20 protein-coding genes are annotated in these 22,934 nt (G+C 35.1%); 10 read left to right on the plus strand and 10 right to left on the minus strand.

Going from position 1 to position 22,934, the window contains the following annotated elements:
* Positions 1-31 precede the first annotated feature (31 nt).
* The gene (locus tag ACM9HF_RS05800) at positions 32-916 is read right to left on the minus strand and encodes a LysR family transcriptional regulator (protein WP_473615503.1); all 885 of its coding nucleotides are present in this window, start codon (positions 914-916) and stop codon (positions 32-34) included.
* Positions 917-1,059: 143 nt separating this feature from the next.
* Here ACM9HF_RS05800 and ACM9HF_RS05805 point away from each other — a divergent pair, with 143 nt between their 5' ends.
* The 3 genes from ACM9HF_RS05805 to ACM9HF_RS05815 all read left to right on the plus strand — a co-directional run bounded on the left by ACM9HF_RS05805 (position 1,060) and on the right by ACM9HF_RS05815 (position 4,572).
* The gene (locus ACM9HF_RS05805; RefSeq protein ID WP_473615506.1) at positions 1,060-1,683 is read left to right on the plus strand and encodes a glutathione S-transferase family protein; all 624 of its coding nucleotides are present in this window, start codon (positions 1,060-1,062) and stop codon (positions 1,681-1,683) included.
* 91 nt (positions 1,684-1,774) lie between these two features.
* On the plus strand, positions 1,775-3,892 hold the full coding sequence (locus ACM9HF_RS05810) for an FAD-binding oxidoreductase (protein WP_473615510.1): 2,118 nt from the start codon (positions 1,775-1,777) through the stop codon (positions 3,890-3,892).
* Between the two features lie 128 nt (positions 3,893-4,020).
* Complete coding sequence (locus tag ACM9HF_RS05815; RefSeq protein WP_473615514.1) at positions 4,021-4,572, plus strand: acyloxyacyl hydrolase; 552 nt, start codon at positions 4,021-4,023, stop codon at positions 4,570-4,572.
* A gap of 60 nt (positions 4,573-4,632) precedes the next feature.
* Here ACM9HF_RS05815 and ACM9HF_RS05820 read toward each other — a convergent pair whose 3' ends face one another.
* The 8 genes from ACM9HF_RS05820 to ACM9HF_RS05855 form a co-directional block, all read right to left on the minus strand.
* Positions 4,633-5,946 (minus strand): Ig-like domain-containing protein, encoded by a 1,314-nt coding sequence (locus tag ACM9HF_RS05820; protein ID WP_473615520.1) that lies wholly within the window; start codon positions 5,944-5,946, stop codon positions 4,633-4,635.
* Between the two features lie 33 nt (positions 5,947-5,979).
* Positions 5,980-6,492 carry an outer membrane beta-barrel protein gene (locus tag ACM9HF_RS05825; RefSeq protein ID WP_077337886.1) on the minus strand — a complete coding sequence of 171 codons (513 nt, stop codon included), beginning with the start codon at positions 6,490-6,492 and terminating at the stop codon, positions 5,980-5,982.
* 191 nt (positions 6,493-6,683) lie between these two features.
* Positions 6,684-7,253, minus strand: a complete 570-nt coding sequence (locus ACM9HF_RS05830) for a glutathione S-transferase family protein (RefSeq protein WP_473615524.1) — start codon at positions 7,251-7,253, stop codon at positions 6,684-6,686.
* A gap of 154 nt (positions 7,254-7,407) precedes the next feature.
* A complete protein-coding gene (locus ACM9HF_RS05835) occupies positions 7,408-11,151 on the minus strand; it encodes an SbcC/MukB-like Walker B domain-containing protein (RefSeq protein ID WP_473615527.1) in 3,744 nt (1,247 codons plus the stop codon).
* Positions 11,148-12,440, minus strand: a complete 1,293-nt coding sequence (gene sbcD, locus ACM9HF_RS05840; protein WP_473615531.1) for an exonuclease subunit SbcD — start codon at positions 12,438-12,440, stop codon at positions 11,148-11,150. The genes ACM9HF_RS05835 and sbcD overlap by 4 nt, the downstream gene beginning before the upstream one ends.
* Before the next feature lie 121 nt (positions 12,441-12,561).
* Entirely contained in the window at positions 12,562-13,197 is a 636-nt protein-coding gene (locus ACM9HF_RS05845; RefSeq protein WP_473615535.1) for a GNAT family N-acetyltransferase, read from the minus strand.
* A 135-nt stretch (positions 13,198-13,332) separates the two neighbouring features.
* Positions 13,333-13,569 (minus strand): DUF3192 domain-containing protein, encoded by a 237-nt coding sequence (locus tag ACM9HF_RS05850; RefSeq protein ID WP_473615538.1) that lies wholly within the window; start codon positions 13,567-13,569, stop codon positions 13,333-13,335.
* Between the two features lie 237 nt (positions 13,570-13,806).
* Positions 13,807-13,974 carry a hypothetical protein gene (locus tag ACM9HF_RS05855; RefSeq protein WP_473615541.1) on the minus strand — a complete coding sequence of 56 codons (168 nt, stop codon included), beginning with the start codon at positions 13,972-13,974 and terminating at the stop codon, positions 13,807-13,809.
* Between the two features lie 206 nt (positions 13,975-14,180).
* Here ACM9HF_RS05855 and ACM9HF_RS05860 point away from each other — a divergent pair, with 206 nt between their 5' ends.
* Together ACM9HF_RS05860 and ACM9HF_RS05865 are read left to right on the plus strand one after the other, a co-directional pair.
* Positions 14,181-14,516 (plus strand): hypothetical protein, encoded by a 336-nt coding sequence (locus ACM9HF_RS05860; protein WP_473615542.1) that lies wholly within the window; start codon positions 14,181-14,183, stop codon positions 14,514-14,516.
* 110 nt (positions 14,517-14,626) lie between these two features.
* Entirely contained in the window at positions 14,627-16,549 is a 1,923-nt protein-coding gene (locus tag ACM9HF_RS05865) for a DNA topoisomerase III (protein ID WP_473615546.1), read from the plus strand.
* Positions 16,550-16,563: 14 nt separating this feature from the next.
* Here the strand turns inward: ACM9HF_RS05865 and syd are convergent, their stop codons facing one another.
* Positions 16,564-17,130, minus strand: coding sequence for a SecY-interacting protein (gene syd / locus ACM9HF_RS05870; RefSeq protein WP_473615550.1), 567 nt, complete (start codon positions 17,128-17,130; stop codon positions 16,564-16,566).
* Positions 17,131-17,208: 78 nt separating this feature from the next.
* On the opposite strand from syd, the gene queF reads away from it, so the two are divergent.
* The 5 genes from queF (at position 17,209) to ACM9HF_RS05895 (ending at position 22,703) form a co-directional block, all read left to right on the plus strand.
* Complete coding sequence (queF, locus tag ACM9HF_RS05875; RefSeq protein WP_473615553.1) at positions 17,209-18,057, plus strand: NADPH-dependent 7-cyano-7-deazaguanine reductase QueF; 849 nt, start codon at positions 17,209-17,211, stop codon at positions 18,055-18,057.
* 254 nt (positions 18,058-18,311) lie between these two features.
* Positions 18,312-19,907 carry a diguanylate cyclase domain-containing protein gene (locus ACM9HF_RS05880; protein ID WP_473615557.1) on the plus strand — a complete coding sequence of 532 codons (1,596 nt, stop codon included), beginning with the start codon at positions 18,312-18,314 and terminating at the stop codon, positions 19,905-19,907.
* A gap of 107 nt (positions 19,908-20,014) precedes the next feature.
* Positions 20,015-21,361, plus strand: a complete 1,347-nt coding sequence (gene ppnN, locus ACM9HF_RS05885) for a nucleotide 5'-monophosphate nucleosidase PpnN (protein ID WP_473615560.1) — start codon at positions 20,015-20,017, stop codon at positions 21,359-21,361.
* Position 21,362: 1 nt separating this feature from the next.
* Positions 21,363-22,160: a flap endonuclease Xni gene (xni, locus tag ACM9HF_RS05890; RefSeq protein ID WP_473615564.1), complete on the plus strand. Its 798-nt coding sequence runs from the start codon at positions 21,363-21,365 to the stop codon at positions 22,158-22,160.
* Between the two features lie 165 nt (positions 22,161-22,325).
* Entirely contained in the window at positions 22,326-22,703 is a 378-nt protein-coding gene (locus ACM9HF_RS05895; RefSeq protein WP_473615568.1) for a DUF3192 domain-containing protein, read from the plus strand.
* The last annotated feature ends 231 nt before the right edge of the window (positions 22,704-22,934 follow it).

Consider the following 22,934-nt stretch of genomic DNA (forward strand, 5'->3'; position numbering starts at 1 on the left):
GCTAATTTAGTCTGTAGAAATTACCAATTCATTAAAAATCATAATACTCTACAAGATGATCAATAAAAGCTCTAATGCGTGCCGTTAAATGTCGGTTAGGCGGATAAACCGCATAAAGACCAATGGCTGATGCTTCCGCAGCTTCAAATAATATCTTCAAGCTGCCGTCTTCCACATGCGAATTGACTGCATATAATGGTGCTCTGCCTATACCAACACCTTGCACAGCCATTTGTACAATAGCGCGTGGTGAATTGGCATGAAAGCTCCCCTGCATTTTGTAGGTTTTTATTTCGCCTTTTAGTTTAAAGCTCCAATGGGCAGGTTCCTTGGTGGTCATTTGTAATAAACAATTATGCGTTGTTAATCCACTCGGGTGTTTAGGTTCGCCGTATTTAAGTAAATAATCAGGTGATGCAACAACAACAATACGCATGTCGCGTAGCTTACGAGCGATCAATGTAGAATCATCTAATTTGCCAAAGCGAACGGCTAAATCAAATCCTCCCTCTACAATAGAAACAAGATGATCGGCTAAATGTAAATCTATACTTACATTAGGATGAATAAGCTGAAACGCTGCTATTGCCTCTACCAGTTCTTTACTACCAAACCCTGTTGGTGCTGTTATTCTTATAGGTCCAGCGAGATCTGATTGTCGCTGTTGAACCATGCCTTCTAGTTCATCAAATTGATCCAGTAAAGGCACACAACGTTCATAATAAGCTTTACCCGTGTCGGTTAACGTAACACTTCGGGTAGTACGGTAAAATAGCTGAGCACCTAGTTTTTCTTCTAACTGTTGTACATATTTACTGGCAAGTTTAGTACTAACATCTATTTGCTTAGCCCCACCAGTAAAAGATTCATTCGTAGCAACAGCCACAAATGCTTCCATACACTTTATCGTATCCATTAGCTTATCTCATCTCTCACATATTATCCCCATAATGTACATAAAGATTCCATATTTCAAGCTATTGTCTTCGATTCGATTCAAAAATATAGTAGTCACTCATTTAAAACAAGCACCATCACTGTACTTAAGAGAGAATAAAAATGACAAATTCAATAAAGATCCATAGCTTTCCACTTTCAGGCCATGCTCACCGCGTAGAGTTATTTGCAAGCATTGCGGGTATAAAGCACGAAGTAAATAATATTAATTTACCAGAAGGTGAACATAAACAAGCCCCTTTCTTAGCCTTGAACCCATTAGGACAAGTGCCAACGATTGAAGATGGCGATATTGTGATCAGCGATTCGAACGCTATTTTAGTTTACTTAGCGAGAAAATATGCGCCAGATTATCTCCCGCAAGATCCTCAATTAGAAGCTGAAGTACAAAAATTTCTTACCTTAGCCGCAGGCGAATTAGCTTATGGCCCTGCTGCTGCAAGATTAGTTACGGTATTTAATGTGCCAATTGATCACGATTTTACTAAAGCAACCGCTGCAAAAGTATTAACTAAGCTTGAAAATCATATGGTGGATCGTGAGTTTTTAGTAGGTAATGCACCGACTATTGCTGATATCTCTATTTATAGCTATACAGCACATGCTCCTGAAGGTGGTGTTTCATTGGAACCCTACCCTAATGTTCGTCGTTTATTATCAAACATTGAATCGTTATCAGGTTTTAAAGCGATGCCAACAACCAAAGCGGGTTTATTAGCTGAGTAAATATAATACAACTTATACACCGATAGAGCATGCCACGTTAATTTCGACATGCTCTCTTAAATAACTTCCCAATCGTTTTACCGAGGTATTTATGGATAAGCAAATAACAACTCAAGATAATAATGAAACTCCATTATCACCTTTTCATCGTGGTGAACATGAATTACAAGCACGCATAGGCAAACGTGAAAAAATGGAAAACATTGGTCATCGAGCTGTGCGTTCATTTATGCCAGATCAACACAGAGAATTTTTTGCGCAACTGCCTTTTATGGTTGTGGGTAGTGTAGACAATAACGGCTGGCCATGGGCTTCAATTTTACCCGGTAAACCGGGCTTTGTTGAATCACCAAGTCCCACTTCATTAAATATAGCAAGTACAGCCATTCAAGGTGATCCGCTTGGCGAATCATTAAAAGAAACAGGCCGACCTCTAGGTTTTGTTGGTATAGAACTCAATACACGACGACGCAATAGAGTAAATGGGCGTATCGCTACATCGAATGAAAATAACGTAACCGTTAACGTTGACCAATCCTTCGGTAATTGTCCGCAGTATATTCAACACAGAAGCCTCAACTTTATTCGTGAAGTAGGCGAACAAGGTCAGCATTATGAAAAACAAACCTTCTCAACACTTGACCAAGCAGCAAAAGCTTTAATTAAAACTGCTGATACTTTTTTTGTTTCAAGCTTTGTTCAATCAAAAGATCAACCCAAAATAGAAGGTGTTGATGTATCTCACCGAGGAGGCCGACCTGGATTTATTAAAATAGAAGGAAACACCTTAACAATACCTGATTACGCGGGTAATCAATTTTTTAATACCTTAGGTAATTTTTTGATTAACCCTAAAGGCGGCTTAATATTTATTGATTTTTCAACTGGCGAATTATTAATGTTAACGGGCACTGTAGAATTATTATGGGGTGCTAATGAAACACTTACTAATGAAGAGACTAACGAAGAAATACAAGCTTTTAAAGGCGCTGAAAGAGCGTGGAAGTTTACACTTGATCACGGTATTCGATTAAAAGACGCTTTGCCTTTTCGAGCAAACTTAGGCGAGTATTCTCCGAATACATTAATGACAGGTAATTGGGAAGAAACCGCTAAAACCATTGCTGCTCAAGCTAAACAAGAGCAGTGGCAAACTTTTAAAGTAACTAAAGTTGCAAACGAAAGTGAAGACATTCGTTCATTTTATTTAGAGCCTAACGACAACAGCGCGCTATTAACCTTTAAAGCAGGACAATACTTAACGGTAAAAATCCCCTCTTTGCCTGATCAAAAAGCACATATTCGCACTTACACCGTTTCATCAGCACCTGATGAAAACTATTACAGAATTTCAGTAAAAAAAGAAAATAAAGGTATTGTTTCAAACTACTTACACAACAACTTACAGCAAGGTGATGTTATTGAAGTAAAAACACCTCGTGGCGACTTTTATATAAATGCTTTAGAAAAAAGACCCGCCGTACTTATTGGCGCGGGTGTAGGTATTACTCCCATGATGTCAATGGCCTTGCATGTTTACAATGAAAGTATTCGCATGCGACAGCTTCGCCCGTTAACCGTTATTCATGCAGCTAAAACAACAAATAGCCGTGCATTTCTAGCTGAATTTAAACAATTAGAACAAGTAACAAACGGTGCTATACGCTACTTGAGCTTTATCAGCCAGCCTTTAACAACAGAAAAAGCAGGCATTGATTTTAATGCTAGCGGTCGTTTAAGTGCAGTTATTTATAAACAAATATTGTCTCTCGACGACTATGACTTTTTTCTTTGTGGTCCAACAGCATTCATGCAATCACAATACAATACTTTGTCTGAATTAGGCGTTAAAGATTCCCGTATTTTTGCGGAAGCTTTTGGCCCTGCATCAATACAAAGAACAGTTGCTCTTACCACTACTGATCAAGTAAACCTAGAAGCTGAAAACAGTGTGATCAAATTTACCAAATCTAAGTTTGAACAACCATGGAGCCAAGGTGATAAAACGATTTTAGAAACAGCTGAAGAGCATGGGTTAACGCCTGAATTTAGTTGTCGTAATGGTAAATGCGGATCCTGCGTAACGACATTATTATCAGGAGAAGTGACTTACAGAAATCAACCTAGCGCACCAATAAATAAAAACGAAGTACTGATCTGTTGTGCTGTTCCGGCAAAAAACAGCAATACAATCGAAATCGATTTATAACTCAGCCTGAATTTATATCTTTGGACGATTAGATTCAAAATGAAGACTTTTAGAAGCCTTTCCAATGACCTCTATTTGTACCATATCTTTACTGAACATTACCAAACACATTAATAGAAACTAAAAAAATGAACATATTAAACAACCTAAAAACATACACAGCAGCCCTATTACTTTTCACAACAGCTACCCATTTACCTACAGCTCATGCAGATAGTAATGTGATTGCTGTTGACTACATTCGTGGCGAAGGCGACGTAGAAGGTATTAAAATTGCCTATCAGCGTCATACTGATTACTTAAAGCAATTTTCATCAAACCTAGGACTTTATATTGAAACTAGTGTGAATTTTTGGGAATACGGCGCAGAAAACAAACATGATACAAACTTTGTATTAGCGATGTCGCCAGTAATTAGGTATCAAATTGGCAGTGCCTACTCCAACCCGTTATATGCAGAGTTAGGCATAGGCGTATCATTATTAGATGATACGCAGTTTGCAGGAAAAAACGTAAGTACTCATTATCAGTTTGAAGACAGATTAGGCTTAGTTTATAAGTTTGGGAAAAATCAAAAAAATAGCATTGCATTACGCTATTTGCATTACTCAAATGCGGGCTTTAAAAGTCCAAATCCGGGGTTAGATTTTGTGAGTCTTTCGTATAGTTCTATGATCTAGTTACTTATTTAGTTTTAAGTTAAGCCTTGTTTAACCGTTTAATTAAACAAGGCCAAGTATTTACTCAATATTTACACGAATAGTACTTGCAACTCCGTCATAAATAGCAGAAACAATTACAACGCCTTTAGCATTTGCTGTACTTGTTAATTTATAACTCGCCTTATTCGTACCTAATTGAACAGGTTTAGCTTCTACTAGCTTACTTCCGCCGTTAGTACTCCATTGAGCAAATTCAGAAACATTCAAGCTTTCAGGTGTCCCCTTATAATTAGCAGTTAATGTTAACTCTATTGAATCTGAAGGCTCAAGAGTGATATCTGTGCCATCATTGATTTGCATAGAGTCTATATCTGCTTCACCTGTAACTTGTAATGTCGCTATAGCTTCTTTACCACCACAGGTTCCAGTTAATGTTGTAACACCTGGTTTAAGTGCTAATATAGTTCCTTTATTATCACCCTCTGTTGTTATACCACTAACGTTCTGACCTACTTGTGACCAAGAGATAGCATTATCAATAACAAAATCTTGTTTAGAAGCTTTAGACTCTAAAGTTGCTTGGCTGCTAATTTGCATACGTTCACCAACGTTTAAGGTAATCAAACTAGTTATTTCGTCATTACGTAAAACATCGATATTATCTAAAAATTGAGGATCAGCTGTAACAGCTAATAACTTTGAAACATTACCTATTTTTGCTGTAATAATAATATCTTCAATTGTAGCGGACGAGGTATACAAAGTACCGTCAGTGGTGATAGTTGCACTTGTATTTTTATTCAGGCTAAACTCCATATTTTTTACTGTGTTTTCTGATACGTAGCCGTCATTGTATGTGACATCTCCTCTTATAGGAGTACCGATACAAGTATAAATATTACCGTCATATACCTCATCGGTTATTGGTGAAATTGTCTTTAATGCAATATTTGTTACACCTACGTCACTGACGGATATTTCACCTTCACCATAAATATCCTCTAAAATAGTAGTGGCTGTGATAGTGACAATACCTTGATTAACCGTTGAATTAGCTACTGCCGTTACTAAACCTTTACTATCCACAGTAGCAATACTAGGATCACTTGAAGTCCAACTTTTTATTTCATTGGTTACATCTCGTAGTTTACCATTACTATCAAGCCCCATCACTTTAAGTTGATGTTTATCATCTTTAGATAAACGTATATGATCATTAATAATGGTTACTTTTTCGATAATAGTGCCATCAGCACGTAGCTTTTCTAGCTCAACTGAACGGGCTAACTCAGCCGAATTATGATCTGAATTACAACCCACTATAGCGAAACAGCTTGATATTAAAGAGCTAATGAGAAGCCTATAAGGCAGTGATTTTTTTTGAATTTTCATCTGAATTCCTTTTATACAGCAAGGTAATAGGTACTAAAACTGATAAGTTATACCAAGAGAAATAGCCGTAATTTCAATATCGCTATCTTTATAAAGTGACTGATAGGCGAGCCTAACTTGAGTGTTTTTTAAGTAAGGAACTTGTTGATGCATAGCAATAGCCCACGAGAAACCATTATAATCATCGGTACCATTGTATGCTTCTTCAGGACCCGAAACCGTCATTTCAGTCATTGCATAGCCTGCTGAAAGATCTAAACCGAAACCATCCACAATACCTGATTGCATAACAAAATAGAGCCCGATACTTTTTTCTATATCAAATTCTGTACGAAGAATATTATCGGTATTATTAGCGACTAAATATTGAGCTTCAAAAGCCATATTGTTATTACTAACACCTACTCGTAAAGCTGTTGCTTTGGGTTTAGCTTCTTCACTAGAAAGCTCAATATTAGTAGATAAATAATCTACACCAATATAAGGAGTGTCAGCAAAGCACTGAAATGAAGAGCCAAGTAATAGTAGAGAAAAGAACTTGTTCATGAATGATAAAATCCATATTAAACTGAGGTGTGCATAGTATCTAGGCAGTTATATGGAGTCAAGGTTAGTAACTCCATATAGAAGAGTAAAATCATGGAAAAAATATTATAAATTAAGATTATAATTTGAAGTTAAGTTAACTTTACGGTGTCTAATAAATTGACTAGTAATGTAAAAGTTCAACAGTCCTATCAAGCTTTATCTGGACTTGTTGCTTCAAATAATTCCCAAGTATTAATTTTTGCTAAAAAGTCACTTAACCCAGTATGCCTATCAATTGAAAAACGCTGACGGAATACTCCCCAACTAAGTAAACAAGCTAAGCGAATTTGTCCATCAGAGTAATTATGTTCGCTAATAGTTGTTGAACTAATTATCGTATTAAGTTGCTTTAAACAATCACTCACTCTATCTCTCTGACGTTGCATGTAATCATTGTTTTCAGGCGTAATGCCACTATTACCTAAGATGAATAAATTAATTTCTGAATCAAGTGCTGTATTTACTAATGCGTATAGATCAAAGTCTGCAACATCAACAAATCCCGCTTGACCATTTTTTTGTTTAATATGCAATAAAATACTGCTTGAATCAGTTAACGTTAAATTACCATCTTGTAAAAATGGTACTTTCTTCGCTGGTGATTTTTCAGCACTGCTCGCATAGTCGGTATCAACAAATTCAAAGTCGATATTCGCGCTTAATAAAGCAATACGACAATGTCTTACAAACGGTGATGTGTAGCTGCCATAAAGAATCATATTTTTACCATAGTAGAGTTATTAAGAAGTTGTGCTTCTTATGTTAATTCAAATCATGTTAATCCGTTAATTAATTTTGAAACAATATTTGTGCAAGGTTCTGTTGCTCTTTCAGATACATTTTTGCAGCAATGAAGTTCAACAGATCCTAATATTAATTTGAAATAAACTTAAACTGAGCGTCTAACTCACTAATCCCTAAACCACTCACCTTTTTAACTTCAATTTGAACACTTATACGTTGCTTTAATGTTTCAACATGACTGATTATACCTATGGTTTTACCGCTGGCATTTAGGTTATCTAACGCATCAAGCGCTATTTCTAACGTGTCATTATCTAACGTGCCAAAACCTTCATCCAAAAACAGTGAATCGATACTCGTTTTTGCACTGACTAAATCTGAAAGTGCCAGAGCGAGGGCTAAACTGACTAAAAAGCTTTCACCGCCTGATAAGGTTTTAGTGTCGCGCACAGTATCCGCTTGCCATGTATCAATCACTTCAAGGGCAAGCGTGTCTTGCTCTTGTCTTTGTAACTGATAACGACCATGTAACTTAATTAATTGCTGATTAGCCAAGTAAACCAAATGCGCTAAAGTTAAACCTTGTGCGAAACGTCTGAATTTTCCACCGTCTGAGGAACCAATTAAACCATTTAAATGAGCTAAGTCATCAACGGTTTTCTGTTTTTCTAACATTGCGTCTAATAACTTTTGCTGTTGTACTTTTAGCTTTTTATTTTGTGCTAAGTTTTCAGTTTTTTGGCCCAACAAAAGTTGTGTTTGTTTTAACTGCTCGCTCAATAAAGCTAACGCCTGCTCTACTTGCGCAATCTCAAAATCTTTAATGCCTTTTTCTACTAACTGTTCTTTTTGCTGGTTTAAGGCTTCAAGGGTTTCGCTATGTTGCGCTATTAAAATTTGCGATTGTTGCTTATCTCGCTGTAACGATTCTTTTAGTTCAACTAACGTTTTACGCTGTTCGTCACTCATTAATGCATTTTTGAAGCTTGCTTCATCTGCAAACATGCTTTGTTGAATGGCTAACTCAAACGCTTTAATTGCGGTATCCTGCTCTATTTCTAATGCCGCGTATTGCTCTTTACTTGCTGTATATTGACCTTCTATCGTCTGAAACTTTTTAACAAAATCATTATGTTTGGTTTGTAGCTCAGTAAAGGCGACTTGTTCAAGTTTGCGTTGCTCTGCTATTTCAGCCCTCACCTGACTAACTTCTTTCTCGGCAAATAAGGCGGTTCTTTCTTCAAGGCTCTGCTTGTATTTTTTCTTAATATCTTCTTTTTGAATGGCTAATTGATCAAGTTCTTGCTGAGTTTGTTGTTGCTGAGAGTTTCCTATCGCGATTTGTTTTTCACATTCACTTAAGTGTTCTTTTATTTGATTAATTTGAGTTACATGCTGTTGATAAACAGATACTTGTTCTGACTGATTTATTAGCCATTGTTCCGCTTGTTCGATAGGTGGAATAATTAAACCAACCGAATGAATGTCTTGCGTTAATGCTTGTAAGCTTTGTTCAGCGCTATCTTTTTGCTGGGTAATTTGTTGAGCGATTACCGCTTGGTTTTCATGGGTAATTGACAATTGCTTGTCTAAAGCAGCAAGTGCATTTGTGCCTTCAAGTTGATGTTTTTCTAGCGTATGTAATTCTTTCTGAATAGTATTTAACTGTTGGCTTAGCTGATTTAGCTGACTAACAAGTTGATTCGTTTGTTGTAGTTCGCTCTCATTATTTTTTATCGTTTGCTCAATAAGCTGAAGTTCTTTTAATTCGCACGATAATCCAATAGCAGATTTTTGTTCATTCCATTGTGCAATCAAGGCATTTTGCTCTACGACCTTACTTTCAAGATCTTTTTCAGCTGAAGCTAAGTTAGTTTCTACCTTGGCTTTTTCTAAGTTAAGTTGAGCACCACTGTCTTTAATACGTTCAACTTCTTGCTTTAATTGATTAAATCGATGTTCTGTTTCGTTTTTCTGAACGTTTTTATACTCTTCAATCGCTGGATGCTCAAAAGAGCCGCATAACGGACAAGCCTCTCCTGCTTGTAATTTATTACGATGCTCTGTGAGTTCTACAATTTTTTTCTGCTGATTTAATATGGTTTCAACATCTTTAAATTGTTGATTTGTATTTTTATATTCAATTCTTAATTGCGCTAACTGAGCATCAAAATTAGTTATAGATTGCTTAAAATCCTGGGTGCTTTGTCGTACTTGTTCATTCGCTTGTTGCAACACAGAGTAACGCTGTGCACATTGCATAATTTGCGCTTGAACATTTTGGTTATTTTGTAAAAAGCTTAATTTTTCATTTAATACATTTTCGCCTTCTTCAATCGGATTATTACTATTAGTTACCAGCTCTTGTGTGCTTGGATTTTGTTGTAACAATGCAAACTTATTTTGAATAAGCTGTTCAGACTGCTTAATAACATTAGTGTATTGTTCGTTAGTCTGTTGGTTAGCACTAATTTGGTTATTTTTTTGCGTCGTGATCTGTTTTACTTGCTCTGCACTTTCTTGATTTTTTTGTGTTAATTGAGTAATACCTTGATTGATATGATCAATTTGCTGAAACTGATTTTTCCATAACGGAAGTTTTTCAGGCAAGGTAATTAACGATGGATTTTCTTCAATAAAGCGCGACGATATGGCAAAGCTTTCTTTATATGATGCAGCTTGCGTTTCGTGCTTTTTTCTCTCGCTATTATGTTTATTTATGGTTGTTGTAGCGCTTGCTAATTTTTGTTCAAGTTCGATACTTTGTTTATGGAGTTGAGCTAGCTCACCATCAAGCGGAATTATTTTTTCAACAATCAAAGTTTCTTGAGCAATACGTTCATTTTCTGATTTTTGCTGAACATGTTTTAGTTCATCAAGCTGATTTTGCGTATGTTTTACATCTTTTTGACCGAATGCTATTTGATTTTTTAATTGTGTTAATTGCTCTTTTTGAGCTGTAAGTTGCTTACCTGTTCGTTCTTTTAATTCGTAGTCCGTACGTAAACGCTCAGCGGGTTCTGAAGCTTTAAGTTGTTCCAATTCGTTGTGTGAGCTTTTTTCTTTGACTTCACACTCTGCAAATAGCTCGGTAGCTTTTGTTAATTTTTGCGTTGTTTCGTTAAAATTACTGGCCCACGTTTTAGCTTGTTGCGATAAGGTGAGCTGCTGTTGAAGCTCTGTTTCTTTTTTATTATTTTCTACTATGTCGTTCTCAATAACTGAAACTTCATCATCGCTTAATAAGGTTACGCCTTTGCTTTGTGCTTGTAATAACTTTAATTCATTACTTTCGTGTTTATGTTGTTCAAATACTTTTCGAGAAACAACGCCGTAAATTTCAGTACCCGTTAGCTCTTCGAGTAATTCTGCTCTATCTTTAGCCGGTGCATTTAAAAAAGCTGCAAATTCGCCTTGAGATAACATCATAGACTTGGTGAAACGTGGAAAGTCTAAGCCGGTTACTTTAGCAATTTCGGTTCTAACTGTTTGTAATTTTTCAGCCAAAATTTCGCCATCAAGGGTTGCCAATTCAGCTTTAGCGGCTTGTAAGTTACCGTTGATTTGCCCTTTCGCTTTACGCTGACTCCAAAAAGCACGGTAACCTTTACCTTTTACTTCAAATTCAACCTCGGCCAAACAAGATGCAGTATGACGTGTCATCAACTGGTTTTGATTGTCAGACACGGTAAGTCGTGGTGTACGGTGATATAAAGCTAAACAAATAGCATCTAAAATAGTAGTTTTACCCGCGCCTGTTGCACCGGTAATCGCAAATAAGGCGTTGTCTTTAAACGGCGCTTGTGTGAAATCAATTTTCCACTCACCTTTTAACGAGTTAATATTTTGAAAGCGTAAACTTAAAATTTTCATTGCGCTTTCTCCTCATTTTTTACTGTTTTACTATTTAATTCTTCTTGGGCTTCTTCAACGGCATGTTGAAATAAATGGGTAATTCGAGTTTTACGTGCCTGTTGCTCTTCTGTTTCCCAATGTTCGACAGCTAAACGGCTTTCAAAAACCTCATCTAACGAAAGTTCATTTAAGGTGATTTTCTTTTGATGGCTTGGCATTAATTCTCGCGCTTTTTTACTGCGTCTGATCAACAAGATTTCTACCGGAAAATCTTCAATTAAGGTTTCAATACGAGCAGTTAAGTCTTGTAAATATTCAGCACTATTTATTTCAATATCTAACCAAATTTTAGTGTTATCTTGAAGATCAGAACTGGAGCTATCAACTAAAGATAAATATGGTTCTATGTCTTTATTTAACGACTCTAAATTTGTTTTTAAGGTAACTAAAGGCTGAAAGCACGGTATGTCAATTTCGCTAATAATACGTTCAAATTTATCTTTTTTACCGGAAGCTAAAAATTCAATCATAACAATGCGTTTAGTTTGACTGGCTTCATCAAAACTTAGCGGAATAGGAGATCCGCAGTAACGAATATGTTCGGTTTTTGCGACTTTTTGTGCGCGATGTATATGCCCTAAAGCAATATAGTCGGCATCAGGAAAAGCATTGGCAGGAAAGGCTTCTAATGTACCAATATAAATATCTCTTACTGATTCAGACGTGGTTACGCCAACCGTAGTTAAATGCCCTGTGGCAATAATAGGATATTGTCCTTTCGATAAATTTTCTGCTTGATCAAACAAGGTTTGGTAGTGGCCACTTATGGCTTGTTGCAATGATTGCTGTTTTTGCGAAGCCGATTGCCCTGCACTACTTTTAATCACATCGCGTGGTCTAATAAAAGGAATGCCGCATATAACAGCTTGCGCTTCGCCTTGCTTGTTATTTATGGTGAAGACTTGCTCATCAATATTATCGCTAACCGCTGGAATAACCCTAGTTGATAAACTTTTAAGTAAAGTTTTAGACTCGCCCAGCATAGCAACCGAGTCGTGATTACCCGCCATAATAATAAGTTGGCAATGAATGTTATGCATTTGGCTAATAAAGTCGAAATACATTTCACGCGCATAACTTGGCGGTGTGCCTGTATCAAAAATATCGCCAGCAACAATTACCGCATCAATACTGTTTTCTTGAACTTGTTCAAGTAACCAATCAAGAAAAAGTTGATGTTCTTTAGCACGACTTTTGCCGTAAAAGTGTTGTCCTAAATGCCAATCAGAGGTGTGCAGTATTTTCATATGAGAGATATTTTGTTAGCGCGATTTATTGGAAAGGATTCTACCTGATTTTAAACGAAAAAACGGCTTTAAAAGCCGTTTTATTTAATGAATAACTAAATTAAATTACGAGGATAATACACTAACGATAATGAACCATTAAAGTCCCTGATACATTACCAACACTCACTTCTGAAAACGTTTTGTAATCAACATCGTTAAAAAAGTCTTGGTATTTTTTCGTTGTTACATAAACTACAACACCTTCACTGTCCTTGTCTTCTTCTAAAATAGTATTAATAGCAGCAACAAGATAATGACCAAACCCATGATGTTGATGCAACGGATGTATTGCAATAAACGACAACATATGGAATTTATTCAAAGGCACTGCAGCAAGTATTTTTTCTTCTTTTTCAATCATTTGCTTGGTACTAAAATAACCAGCGCCTAAAAGCATTTTTAAACGCCAATGCCAAAATCGATCTTTTCCCATTCCTGTGTCCGGCTTATTTAAACAAGCAACACCAACAATGCTTTCACCTAAATACAAACCAACCATAGGTTGTTTAGCGGTCCAAAAAGCATTGAGTTCTTCGCGAATTGATGTTCTTAGTCTTTGCTCGTAATCAGGTTTATCGCCATTAAATATTTCAAGAAAAACAGGATCATCATGGTAGGCTTGATACAATAAAGAAGCAGCAAGTTTTAAATCTTCAGCGGCTAAATATTCAGCTCTAACATTTAAATCAGTTTTTTCAGACACGGTATCACCCATCCTATTTCCTCACTTTATCCAGAATAATTTTAAAAGTTAAACCACTATTGAATTAAAACGGTCTACATAATTATAGACGATATACAATATCAGCATATTTTATAGTGAGCAAATTTCAAACAAATGATGCTAATATTACATCGCCATCAGCCTTTTATAACTTTTACCTTCACCTGTATCGGTTAAAACACCATTTTCGAAGTGTAAATAAGTACATTCATCTTTTGTTGTTAACCCATCTTTATGTATTCGTTGTGTTCTAAAATAAAGTACTTTAATTTCTTGTTCTTTAACTTGGTAAGATTCAGTAAAGTCAGCAACACCTAGCGTATCAATAACTTTTTGATGGGTTATATATATACCCGTAACCATTCAAGATGCAGGTTTCAGTGGGAACTAAAAACAATTTAGGCAAGGTATTAAATTTACGTCATGGTTATTCCCTGACTAAAGTTAATAACGCAGCATAAATTGTTTTTAGACCCATCGTAGAAGCACTTGAGCAAAATCACTTCTTCGTTAATGCTTTTTATAAGGGAACGACCATTATTGCAAAGCATTGCCTTGAATTGATATCGCTCAAGTGCTCTGAAATAGCCTCTTGATTGGTTACGGGTATAAAGGCATGTTAGCTATTTTTTTGCGGTTTTCAAATTCGCGCTCGTGATCATTTTGAAACATGTGATCTCTATCGTCACCATCAATGGCAATAACGCAGCCACTTAAAGTAGTAGCAATCGGTGCAACAAGAAGTAAAGCTAATAATGTTTTTTTCATGATATTTCCTAATAAGATAAAAATTACTGTGATCACTGAGCAATAATAAGTCATCACAACACTGAGTATTAATTCAATTAGCAAACACTAAACCAAAAATATAACTACTTGATTTAAAGCTATTTTATTTATAAATTAAAGATAATCGTATTTAAATTTAGTAAAATACACTAAAATTTAGCTACATTAACTTTAGGTTTATAAAAATGACTAACTTTGAAAAAATTATAATTATCGCCAATCAATTAGCTAATGAAGGAAAAAAACCTAGTGTTGCTTTGATTAAGTCAAAAGTCGCAAGCCCATTACCTTTACCTCAAATAATTAGTGCATTAAGAAGTTGGCAACACGAACCTGAGAATTGCGTTTTATTTGAAACATCAGCACCAGAAGATAAAAATACTCCCTTAATTGAGAATGATGAATTATCTGCTGAATTAATTAATGAAGCTATTACGGTAGCAATAGATAACGCACTTGGACCTATTAAGGCTGAACTAGCCAAAGTAAAAGCGCAGCTACTACAATTAACTCAAAAATAAAAAAACAGCTAAAAACAAGTTAAATTCTTTCGATTTATTTTACACTTAGCAATAAAGCATGTATAAATAAACAGTACAACTAATAAGTAGTGTAAACAGGTTTAATAGAATTGAAGTTATTTATTGCGGAAAAACCCAGTTTAGCAAGAGCAATTATCGACGTATTGCCTAAACCACATAAAAAAAATGATGGTTTTATTGAAGCAGGAAATGGCGATATTGTTACTTGGTGTATTGGCCATTTGCTAGAGCAAGCTCCGCCTGAAGATTATGATGTAAAATATAAAAAATGGGTTGTTGAGCATCTACCTATTATTCCGCAACAATGGCAATTAAAACCAAAAAGTAAAACACGAAAACAACTGACAGTGATTAAACGCTTAATTAAGCAATCAGATATTATCGTAAATTCTGGTGATGTAGACAGAGAAGGTCAAATTCTAGTAGATGAAGCCATTAGTTATTGCGGAGCTTCCAAAACCAAAATAAATAACGCCTTACGTTGTTTAATAAGTGATATGAATTTTGCTGCGGTAAAAAAGTCTGTTAACAACCTAAAGCCTAATAAAAATTATATTCCCTTAGCTACATCAGCCCTTGCTAGAGCAAGAGCCGATTGGCTTTACGGTTTAAATATGACACGTTTATGCACGCTGCAAGGACAAAAATCTGGCTACCAAGGCGTATTATCGATAGGACGAGTTCAAACACCTATTTTAGGTTTAGTGGTAAATCGTGATATTGAAATAAACAACTTTATTTCAAAACCTTTTTATGAGGTACTAGCAGACATAGCCACAAACAACGGTGAAAAATTTCAAGGAAAATGGCAACCAAGCAAAGCTTGCGAACCTTACATGGATGAAGAAAAACGCGTACTATCAAAAGAGCTTGCGTTAAATGTAGTAAACCGAATTACTGATCAACCCGGTAAAATCACCAAAGTAACGCAAGATAAAAAACAGCAACAAGCGCCGTTACTTTTTAGTTTATCTGGCTTACAAATAGCGGCTGCAAAAGCATTTGGTATGACCGCAAAACAAGTATTAGATACTTGTCAAAATCTTTACGAAAAACACAAACTCATCACCTACCCAAGATCAGACTGCCAATACTTACCCGTTGAGCATTTAAACGATGTAACAGCCGTTACCAGTGCCATTAGCCAAGTTTCAAATAAACTTGCACCTATGCTTAAATCAGCTGATTTAAAGAAAAAAAGCCGAGTATGGAATGATAAAAAAGTCAGTGCACATCATGCCATTATTCCTACCGCTAAAAATAAACCAACAGGTGTATTATCTTCAACTGAAGAAAAAATTTATGAGTTAGTAGCACGCCAATATATCGCGCAGTTTTATCCTAATTTTGAATATGTAGATAAACAAATTGATACTGTTATAAGCGGTGGGCTTTTTATTAGTAAACAAAAAGATATTGTTAAAAACGGTTGGAAAGATTTATTTCCCTCATTTAATAAAAATAAAGATACTAACTCTCAAGATAAAGAGTTTTCAGCAACCCAATTACCTAACGTAAAAGTGGGCGATACAGTACATTGCTTACAAGGAAATTTGATAGAAAAAAACACGAGCCCACCTAAACCTTTTACCGACGCGACTATTTTGTCAGCCCTTACTGGCATAGCGCGTTATGTAACAGACCCAGATATTAAAAAAGCTTTACGAGAAACAGACGGTTTAGGAACTGAAGCAACACGTGCGGGCATTATAGAGTTACTTTTTAAGCGCCAATTTTTAACACGAAAAGGAAAAGAAATAAGAGCAACAGAAATAGGGAGAAAATTAATTACTGCTTTGCCCTTACGAATTTCACAACCCGATATGACAGCTCTTTGGGAATCGCAGCTTGAATCAATAAGTACTCAATCACTCAATTATCAAGCCTTTATTGGTGGTGTTGAACAAAACTTAGGGCAACTAATTAACGAAGTAAAAAACATTAGTTTTACAGGGTTACCGCAATCAACTGCCCCGAGAAAGTTTACGAGAAAACGAAAAGCTAAAAAGTAAACTAACGGTTTAATCTAAGAAGCGTGCACACTCGGCGTTAAACCCGCAATAAATTCAACAAGATTATTAGCTAATTTTTTATGAGGCAAACACCCTACTTGCTCGACCCAAACTTCACCCGTTTCATTATCAATTGAAATGATCATGTCGTCTTCATCTGTTACCGCAAAGAAAATAGTAATACTCTGCTTTAACTTTTGTTTCATCATAATATGGCCTATCAGGTTTTGCTGTAGCCTTTCAAAGTCATCTTTGTTCCATGGTAAAAGTAATGAAAGCTTGCCATCGGCACTCTCAGCTTCAATTGATTCGCTATATACACAGGTAAAATAGTCTTTTATGTCTTGATGAAGTGAAAATTCAAGCGCTTTTTCAACATTTTCAAAATTTAAATCACTATCAATTTCAATAGGCTTCCAGTAGCTTTCTTCTTCGTTACTTTGCCCTTGTTCACAAGGAGAAACCCAGTCTTTATCTGATACAACGACAGGTAATTGGTGATGAACTTCCTGATACTTTTCGATATAAGAAGTGGTAAATGCTAACAAAGTATTTTTTACAGAAGTATTTGGTAATGTCATATCAGAGAAAGATCCTTTAAAATAAACGCATATTCTGCGTGCAAAATACGTTAACACAATATTGATAACAAGCCCTTTATGACTTTATACAAAAATTCTATCGAACTAAACGATTTATCTTTAGGTAAACCTACTGAATATTGTAGTGAATACAACCCTCAATTATTACAAGGCGTACCTCGCTCGTTAAACAGGGATGGTTTAGGAATAGATGCAAATAACCTTGCCTTTAAAGGTGAAGATGTTTGGTACGGTTACGAGCTTTCTTGGTTGAACAGTAAAGGTAAACCTATTGTTGCTGTTGCTGAATTCAGATTTGATTGCACTAGCCCAAATATTGTTGAATCTAAGTCGTTTAAACTTTATTTGAATAGTTTTAATCAAAGCAAATTTAGTACTTGGGATGAAGTACAAAAATGCTTAACTCAAGATTTGTCTAAAACAGCTGGCTGCCAAGCACGTGTAGCTCTTTTTAAAATTGACGAATGTACCGCCTTAAATATTGCTTCAACTTCAGCAAAGTGTATTGATGACATAGATGTAACTATTGATACTTACGATATTAATCCAGCCTTATTATCACTCTCTGATAATAACAATAGTGTTGAAAATAAAGCCTTAGTCAGTCATTTACTAAAGTCTAATTGTTTAATTACCAATCAGCCCGATTGGGCCAGTGTTTATATTACTTATTCTGGTACTGAGATAGATGAAGCATCATTATTAAGTTACTTGATTTCATTTAGGCAACATAACGAGTTTCATGAACAATGTGTTGAACGAATTTTTACTGATTTGATGAATGCTTTTACGCCCGAAAAGCTTACCGTATTTGCTCGTTATACAAGAAGAGGTGGATTAGACATTAATCCTTTTAGAACAACAGAAAATATTATTGCTCCTTGTTTAAGAACATTAAGACAATAAGTAGCTAACTTGTCATATTTATGACTATTCAAGCTAACGAATATATTAACTACAAATTATTAACATAAATGTCATAAAGTACATACGAACTAATTACTTATCCATACAAATCGCTGTCACAATAATCAGTGCTATGATAAATTTTGATATATACTAGTTAAATACACATTTTAATTTCGAATCGCTTTATTATGTTTTAAACATAATTAAAGGATTAAGTTAAATGATTCGATTGGCAGGACATAATTCCTTTTATGAGCGATACACCATCATCTGATACGCAGGTAACTCAATTAAAGCGTAAATTAGAAGCCGCTATTTCGTCGCGTGCGTCATTAGAAAATGACTTGAAGACTCAATCTTCGATGTTAGTTGATTTTATTGGAAAATTATCTCAAACCTGTAAAGGCCAAGATAAAACATTAGATAATAAGTTAGCCAATTTAAGAAATTTACTAAAAAAATCGGCTGCATTAGCTGATATTGAAAAGCAAATTTCAGTAATATCTCAACTATTACAGCAACACTCTACAACCAATGCTGCCAATATAAAAACCCTACACAACGATTTTTTATTAGCAGGAAAATCATTACAAAAAGTTAATGGTTTACCTAGTGGACTTAGACGTGATTTACGTTCTTTGCTAGAAAGCAGTGAAGATGAAAAAGATGCGGTGGTTCAATATATTCCTCTGTTAAGTCAGTTAGTCTCTTTTTACACTATCGTTTTAGCTTCAAAAAATACTCCTACAGGTAATGGTACAACCGCCGTAACCTCATTAAAAAATATAAATGAATTAGATACTGAACAACCTGTCAGCAAAGAATTTATCGAGAAATTTTCTGGTATATTAAATGAGCTTGCTTTATCTGATATCAACACAAAACAACTATCAACAGTTAAAGCCAAAATAACGCCTGACATGTCTAATAGCAATTTATTAGACCGCTTTTTTGAAGTATTTGATGTTATTGTAGAAGACTTAAAAAATGAACGAAATACAGCAAAAGTCTTTTTATCAACATTAAGCGAAACACTTTCTACTGTGCAATCAGCAGTTAAAAGCACATTGGAGATGAGCTCTGAGTCAGGCTCTAAACATGAAAAAATAAACAATATACTTCAAAAACAAGTCGGTGAAATGGCAACAGATATTAATAACGCCACATCTATTAATACGATAAAAAATGATATAAACAACAAGTTGAAACGCATAGCGCTTACTTTACAAAAAAAATCAGAACTTGAACAAGAACAAAACAACTTACTACAAGCTAAAATGCAAGATATGTCCGCTAAGGTAAAATCACTAGAAGAACAAAGTAAAACCTTTGAAAAACGAATTCAAGAACAACAAACTAAAAGCATGACAGATGCCTTAACTAAGCTGGCTAACAGAGCGGCTTTTGATGACTACTACGCCAAAGCACTTATGAAGTTTCACAGTAATAATTTTGACTTAGCGATTGTTGTTTTAGATTTAGATGACTTTAAACGTATAAATGATACCTACGGCCATACAGCAGGCGATAAGACATTACAAGTAATAGCAAACACCTTGAAAAAGCAAATTAGTGAACATGCATTCGTAGCTCGCTACGGTGGTGAAGAATTCGTGTTAATTATGTCTGAAATTAACAAAACACAACTTTTACAACGCTTAGATACCCTCAGACAGCAAATAGCCCGCTTACCCTTTAAATTTAAAAACGATAAAGTCAGCATTACCATTTCAGTGGGCGCTAGCCATATCAACAAAGAAGATAATACCCATACCGCATTCGAGCGAGCCGACGAGGCTCTTTATCAAGCTAAAGCCGAAGGAAAAAATCAAGTAGTTTACGTATAACCTTCATTTATCATCATAAGTATTAACGCTGTATATTTTTTATCGTGTTAATACTTTGGCCTATTACATCAAACATTTCATCCTAGGCCTTCAGAAAAGGAATAAACATGCATACACAACTTAATCCTGTAGGAAACATGAAACTACTTTCTCAAGTAGAAGTAGATCAACTTCAAAAATCTGCAACAAGCGATTTATACAACTTATACCGAAACTGTTCTCTTGCTGTATTAAACGCAGGTAGCCATACAGATGATGCCGAAGAAATTTATCAAAAATATACTGATTTTCACATTCAAGTATTAAGGCGTGAACGCGGTATAAAGTTAGACCTAGAAAACCCACCTCAACATGCATTTGTTGATGGCACCATCATTAAAGGTATTCAAGAGCATTTATCTGTAGTTTTAAGAGATATATTATTTACCAACACTAAATATAAAAATATCAGTAACGACTCAAGCGAAATAACACATGTAACATTCGATATTTTGCGTAACGCTAATGTTATCCAACCCGAAACTGATCCTAATTTAATTACTTGTTGGGGTGGTCATTCCATCAACCAAATTGAATATAAATATACCAAAGAAGTCGGCTATCAACTTGGCTTACGTGGTTTTAATATTTGTACTGGTTGTGGGCCCGGAGCAATGAAAGGGCCAATGAAAGGCGCAACTATAGGTCATGCAAAACAGCGTAATAACTTTGGTCGCTATATAGGTTTAACTGAACCGAGTATTATTGCTGCAGAGCCACCAAACCCGATTGTTAATGAATTAGTTATAATGCCTGATATTGAAAAAAGACTTGAAGCTTTTGTTCGTATATCTCATGGTATTATTATTTTTCCTGGTGGCGCAGGTACATCAGAAGAATTACTTTATTTATTAGGTATAATGCTTAACAGTAAAAACCAAGCACAAAAACTCCCTATTATTTTAACGGGACCTGTAGAAAGTGAAGAATACTTTAAAGAAATAGATGCTTTTATTGGCGCAACCTTAGGTGCCAAAGCACAAAGCTTGTATAAAATTATTATTGGTGATGCTGAAAAAGTGGCAAAAACGTTAAAAATAGAGCTTGAAGACGTACTCACTTATCGAAGAGAAATTGGTGATTCTTACCACTTTAACTGGTCTTTAGTCATAGAATCTGATTTTCAGCGCCCTTTTGAACCCACACATGAAAATATGGCAAACCAAAATATTAGCTATGATCAAGAAACCTCGACACTTGCTGCAAATTTAAGACGTATATTTTCAGGTATTGTCGCCGGTAATGTTAAGTCATCTGGTATTAAAGAAGTAAGGGAGCATGGTCCTTTTGAGATAACTGGAGATCCAAAAATAATGGCTTTAATGGATAAACTTTTAAAATCGTTTGTTGAACAAGAACGTATGAAACTTCCTGGCACTAAATACCAGCCTTGCTATCGTGTTATCGGAGAATAAAATGAGTGTACACCTTGTACTTATAGATGCTTTAAATTTAATTAGAAGAATCTACGCAGTACAAGAGCGCCCTTTTTTAATGAATAATGAGTTGTCGGACAATACCAAACAGCAAGTATTGTTCAACACTCAACAAGCTTGTATAAATGCAGTAAAAAAAATAATAGAACAACAACAACCTACTCATATTCTTACTGTATTTGACAGTAAAAATCCCTGTTGGCGCTACGAACTTTTTCCTGATTATAAGAAAGGCAGAAAGAAAATGCCTGAGCATTTAGCCAACCATCTCTCTTGTATTCAAGATGAACTGATGGAAATGAATGTAGATTCATTAATTTCTGAAACTGATGAAGCTGACGATTTAATTGCAACACTCGCCATTAAAGTAGCTTTGAAGGGACAAAACGTTACTATTATCTCTACTGATAAGTGCTTTTTATCTATGCTCAATAATCATATTAATGTTTATGATTACTTTAACAGACGTTATCTTAATGAAGCCTACGTACTTGAAAAATTTAATGTAACACCAGAACAGCTCATTGATTTATGGACGCTTACCGGCGATAGTACCAATAAAATCCCTGGCGTTGCTGGTATAGGTCAAATTACGGCATCTGATTTATTAAATGAATACGGCTCACTTACAGCGATAACTTCAGCAGAAAACCTTAAAGGTAGTATTGCTAAAAAGTTGGCTGAACACATAGATACAATCGAACTCAGCCGGAAGCTATTATCTCTAAAAAATGATATTCCGCTTGGCTTTAACTTGAAAGATATTCGATATCAATAATATATAAAATAGTCTAGATTCGTTTAGCTCCCTTTTAAATAGGATCAAACGACTTCACATAACGCTTTTTTATTTATAAGATTTATCTAAACACTCACATTTAAATACATCATGATGTGCGTTAACAATTACTAAATACTCGTATTTATATAAACAAGGCTTTTCATGAATCATAAATTTATAATACGCGCCATTATTGCATTAGCTATATATATTATTAGCTTTGCGCTCGTACTAAAATTTTATGACGACAACCCATCTAAAATGCAGTGGGAAGAAAGAGAAGATTACATTAGAAACTTTTTAACTACCGTAGAACTAAATAAATTTACTTTTGATGAAGCCTTACACTTACTTGGTAGCCCAGACATTACAGAAGCTAAACGGATTGATAATGACTATTATCAAGTCACGTTTTATAGAACCCATCATGTAAAATCAGATGGGATAACAACACAAGAAGAATGCACCCCCTTATTGTTTAAAAACAACATATTACTTGTCTCAGGTAAGAATGCTTACGAATCATTCAAATTATTATGATGCTCTAAAATATTGTATTAAATTTAAAAATCACAATCCTCCCCAAAAAAATCAAACGTAAAATCAATATCTGCATATACCTGTTACCACTCAAAATACATATTTCAAAGCATTTTGAATAACAACAGGTATATAACCTAAAAATTTATATTATTTTTTAAAATCCCTACCTGTTTGATAGTTTATTTAGTAAAGTCACTTTATTGTCAACAAAATACAGTTAACCAAAAC

The organism is Colwellia sp. RE-S-Sl-9, from assembly GCF_048296855.1.
Classification (GTDB): domain Bacteria; phylum Pseudomonadota; class Gammaproteobacteria; order Enterobacterales; family Alteromonadaceae; genus Pseudocolwellia.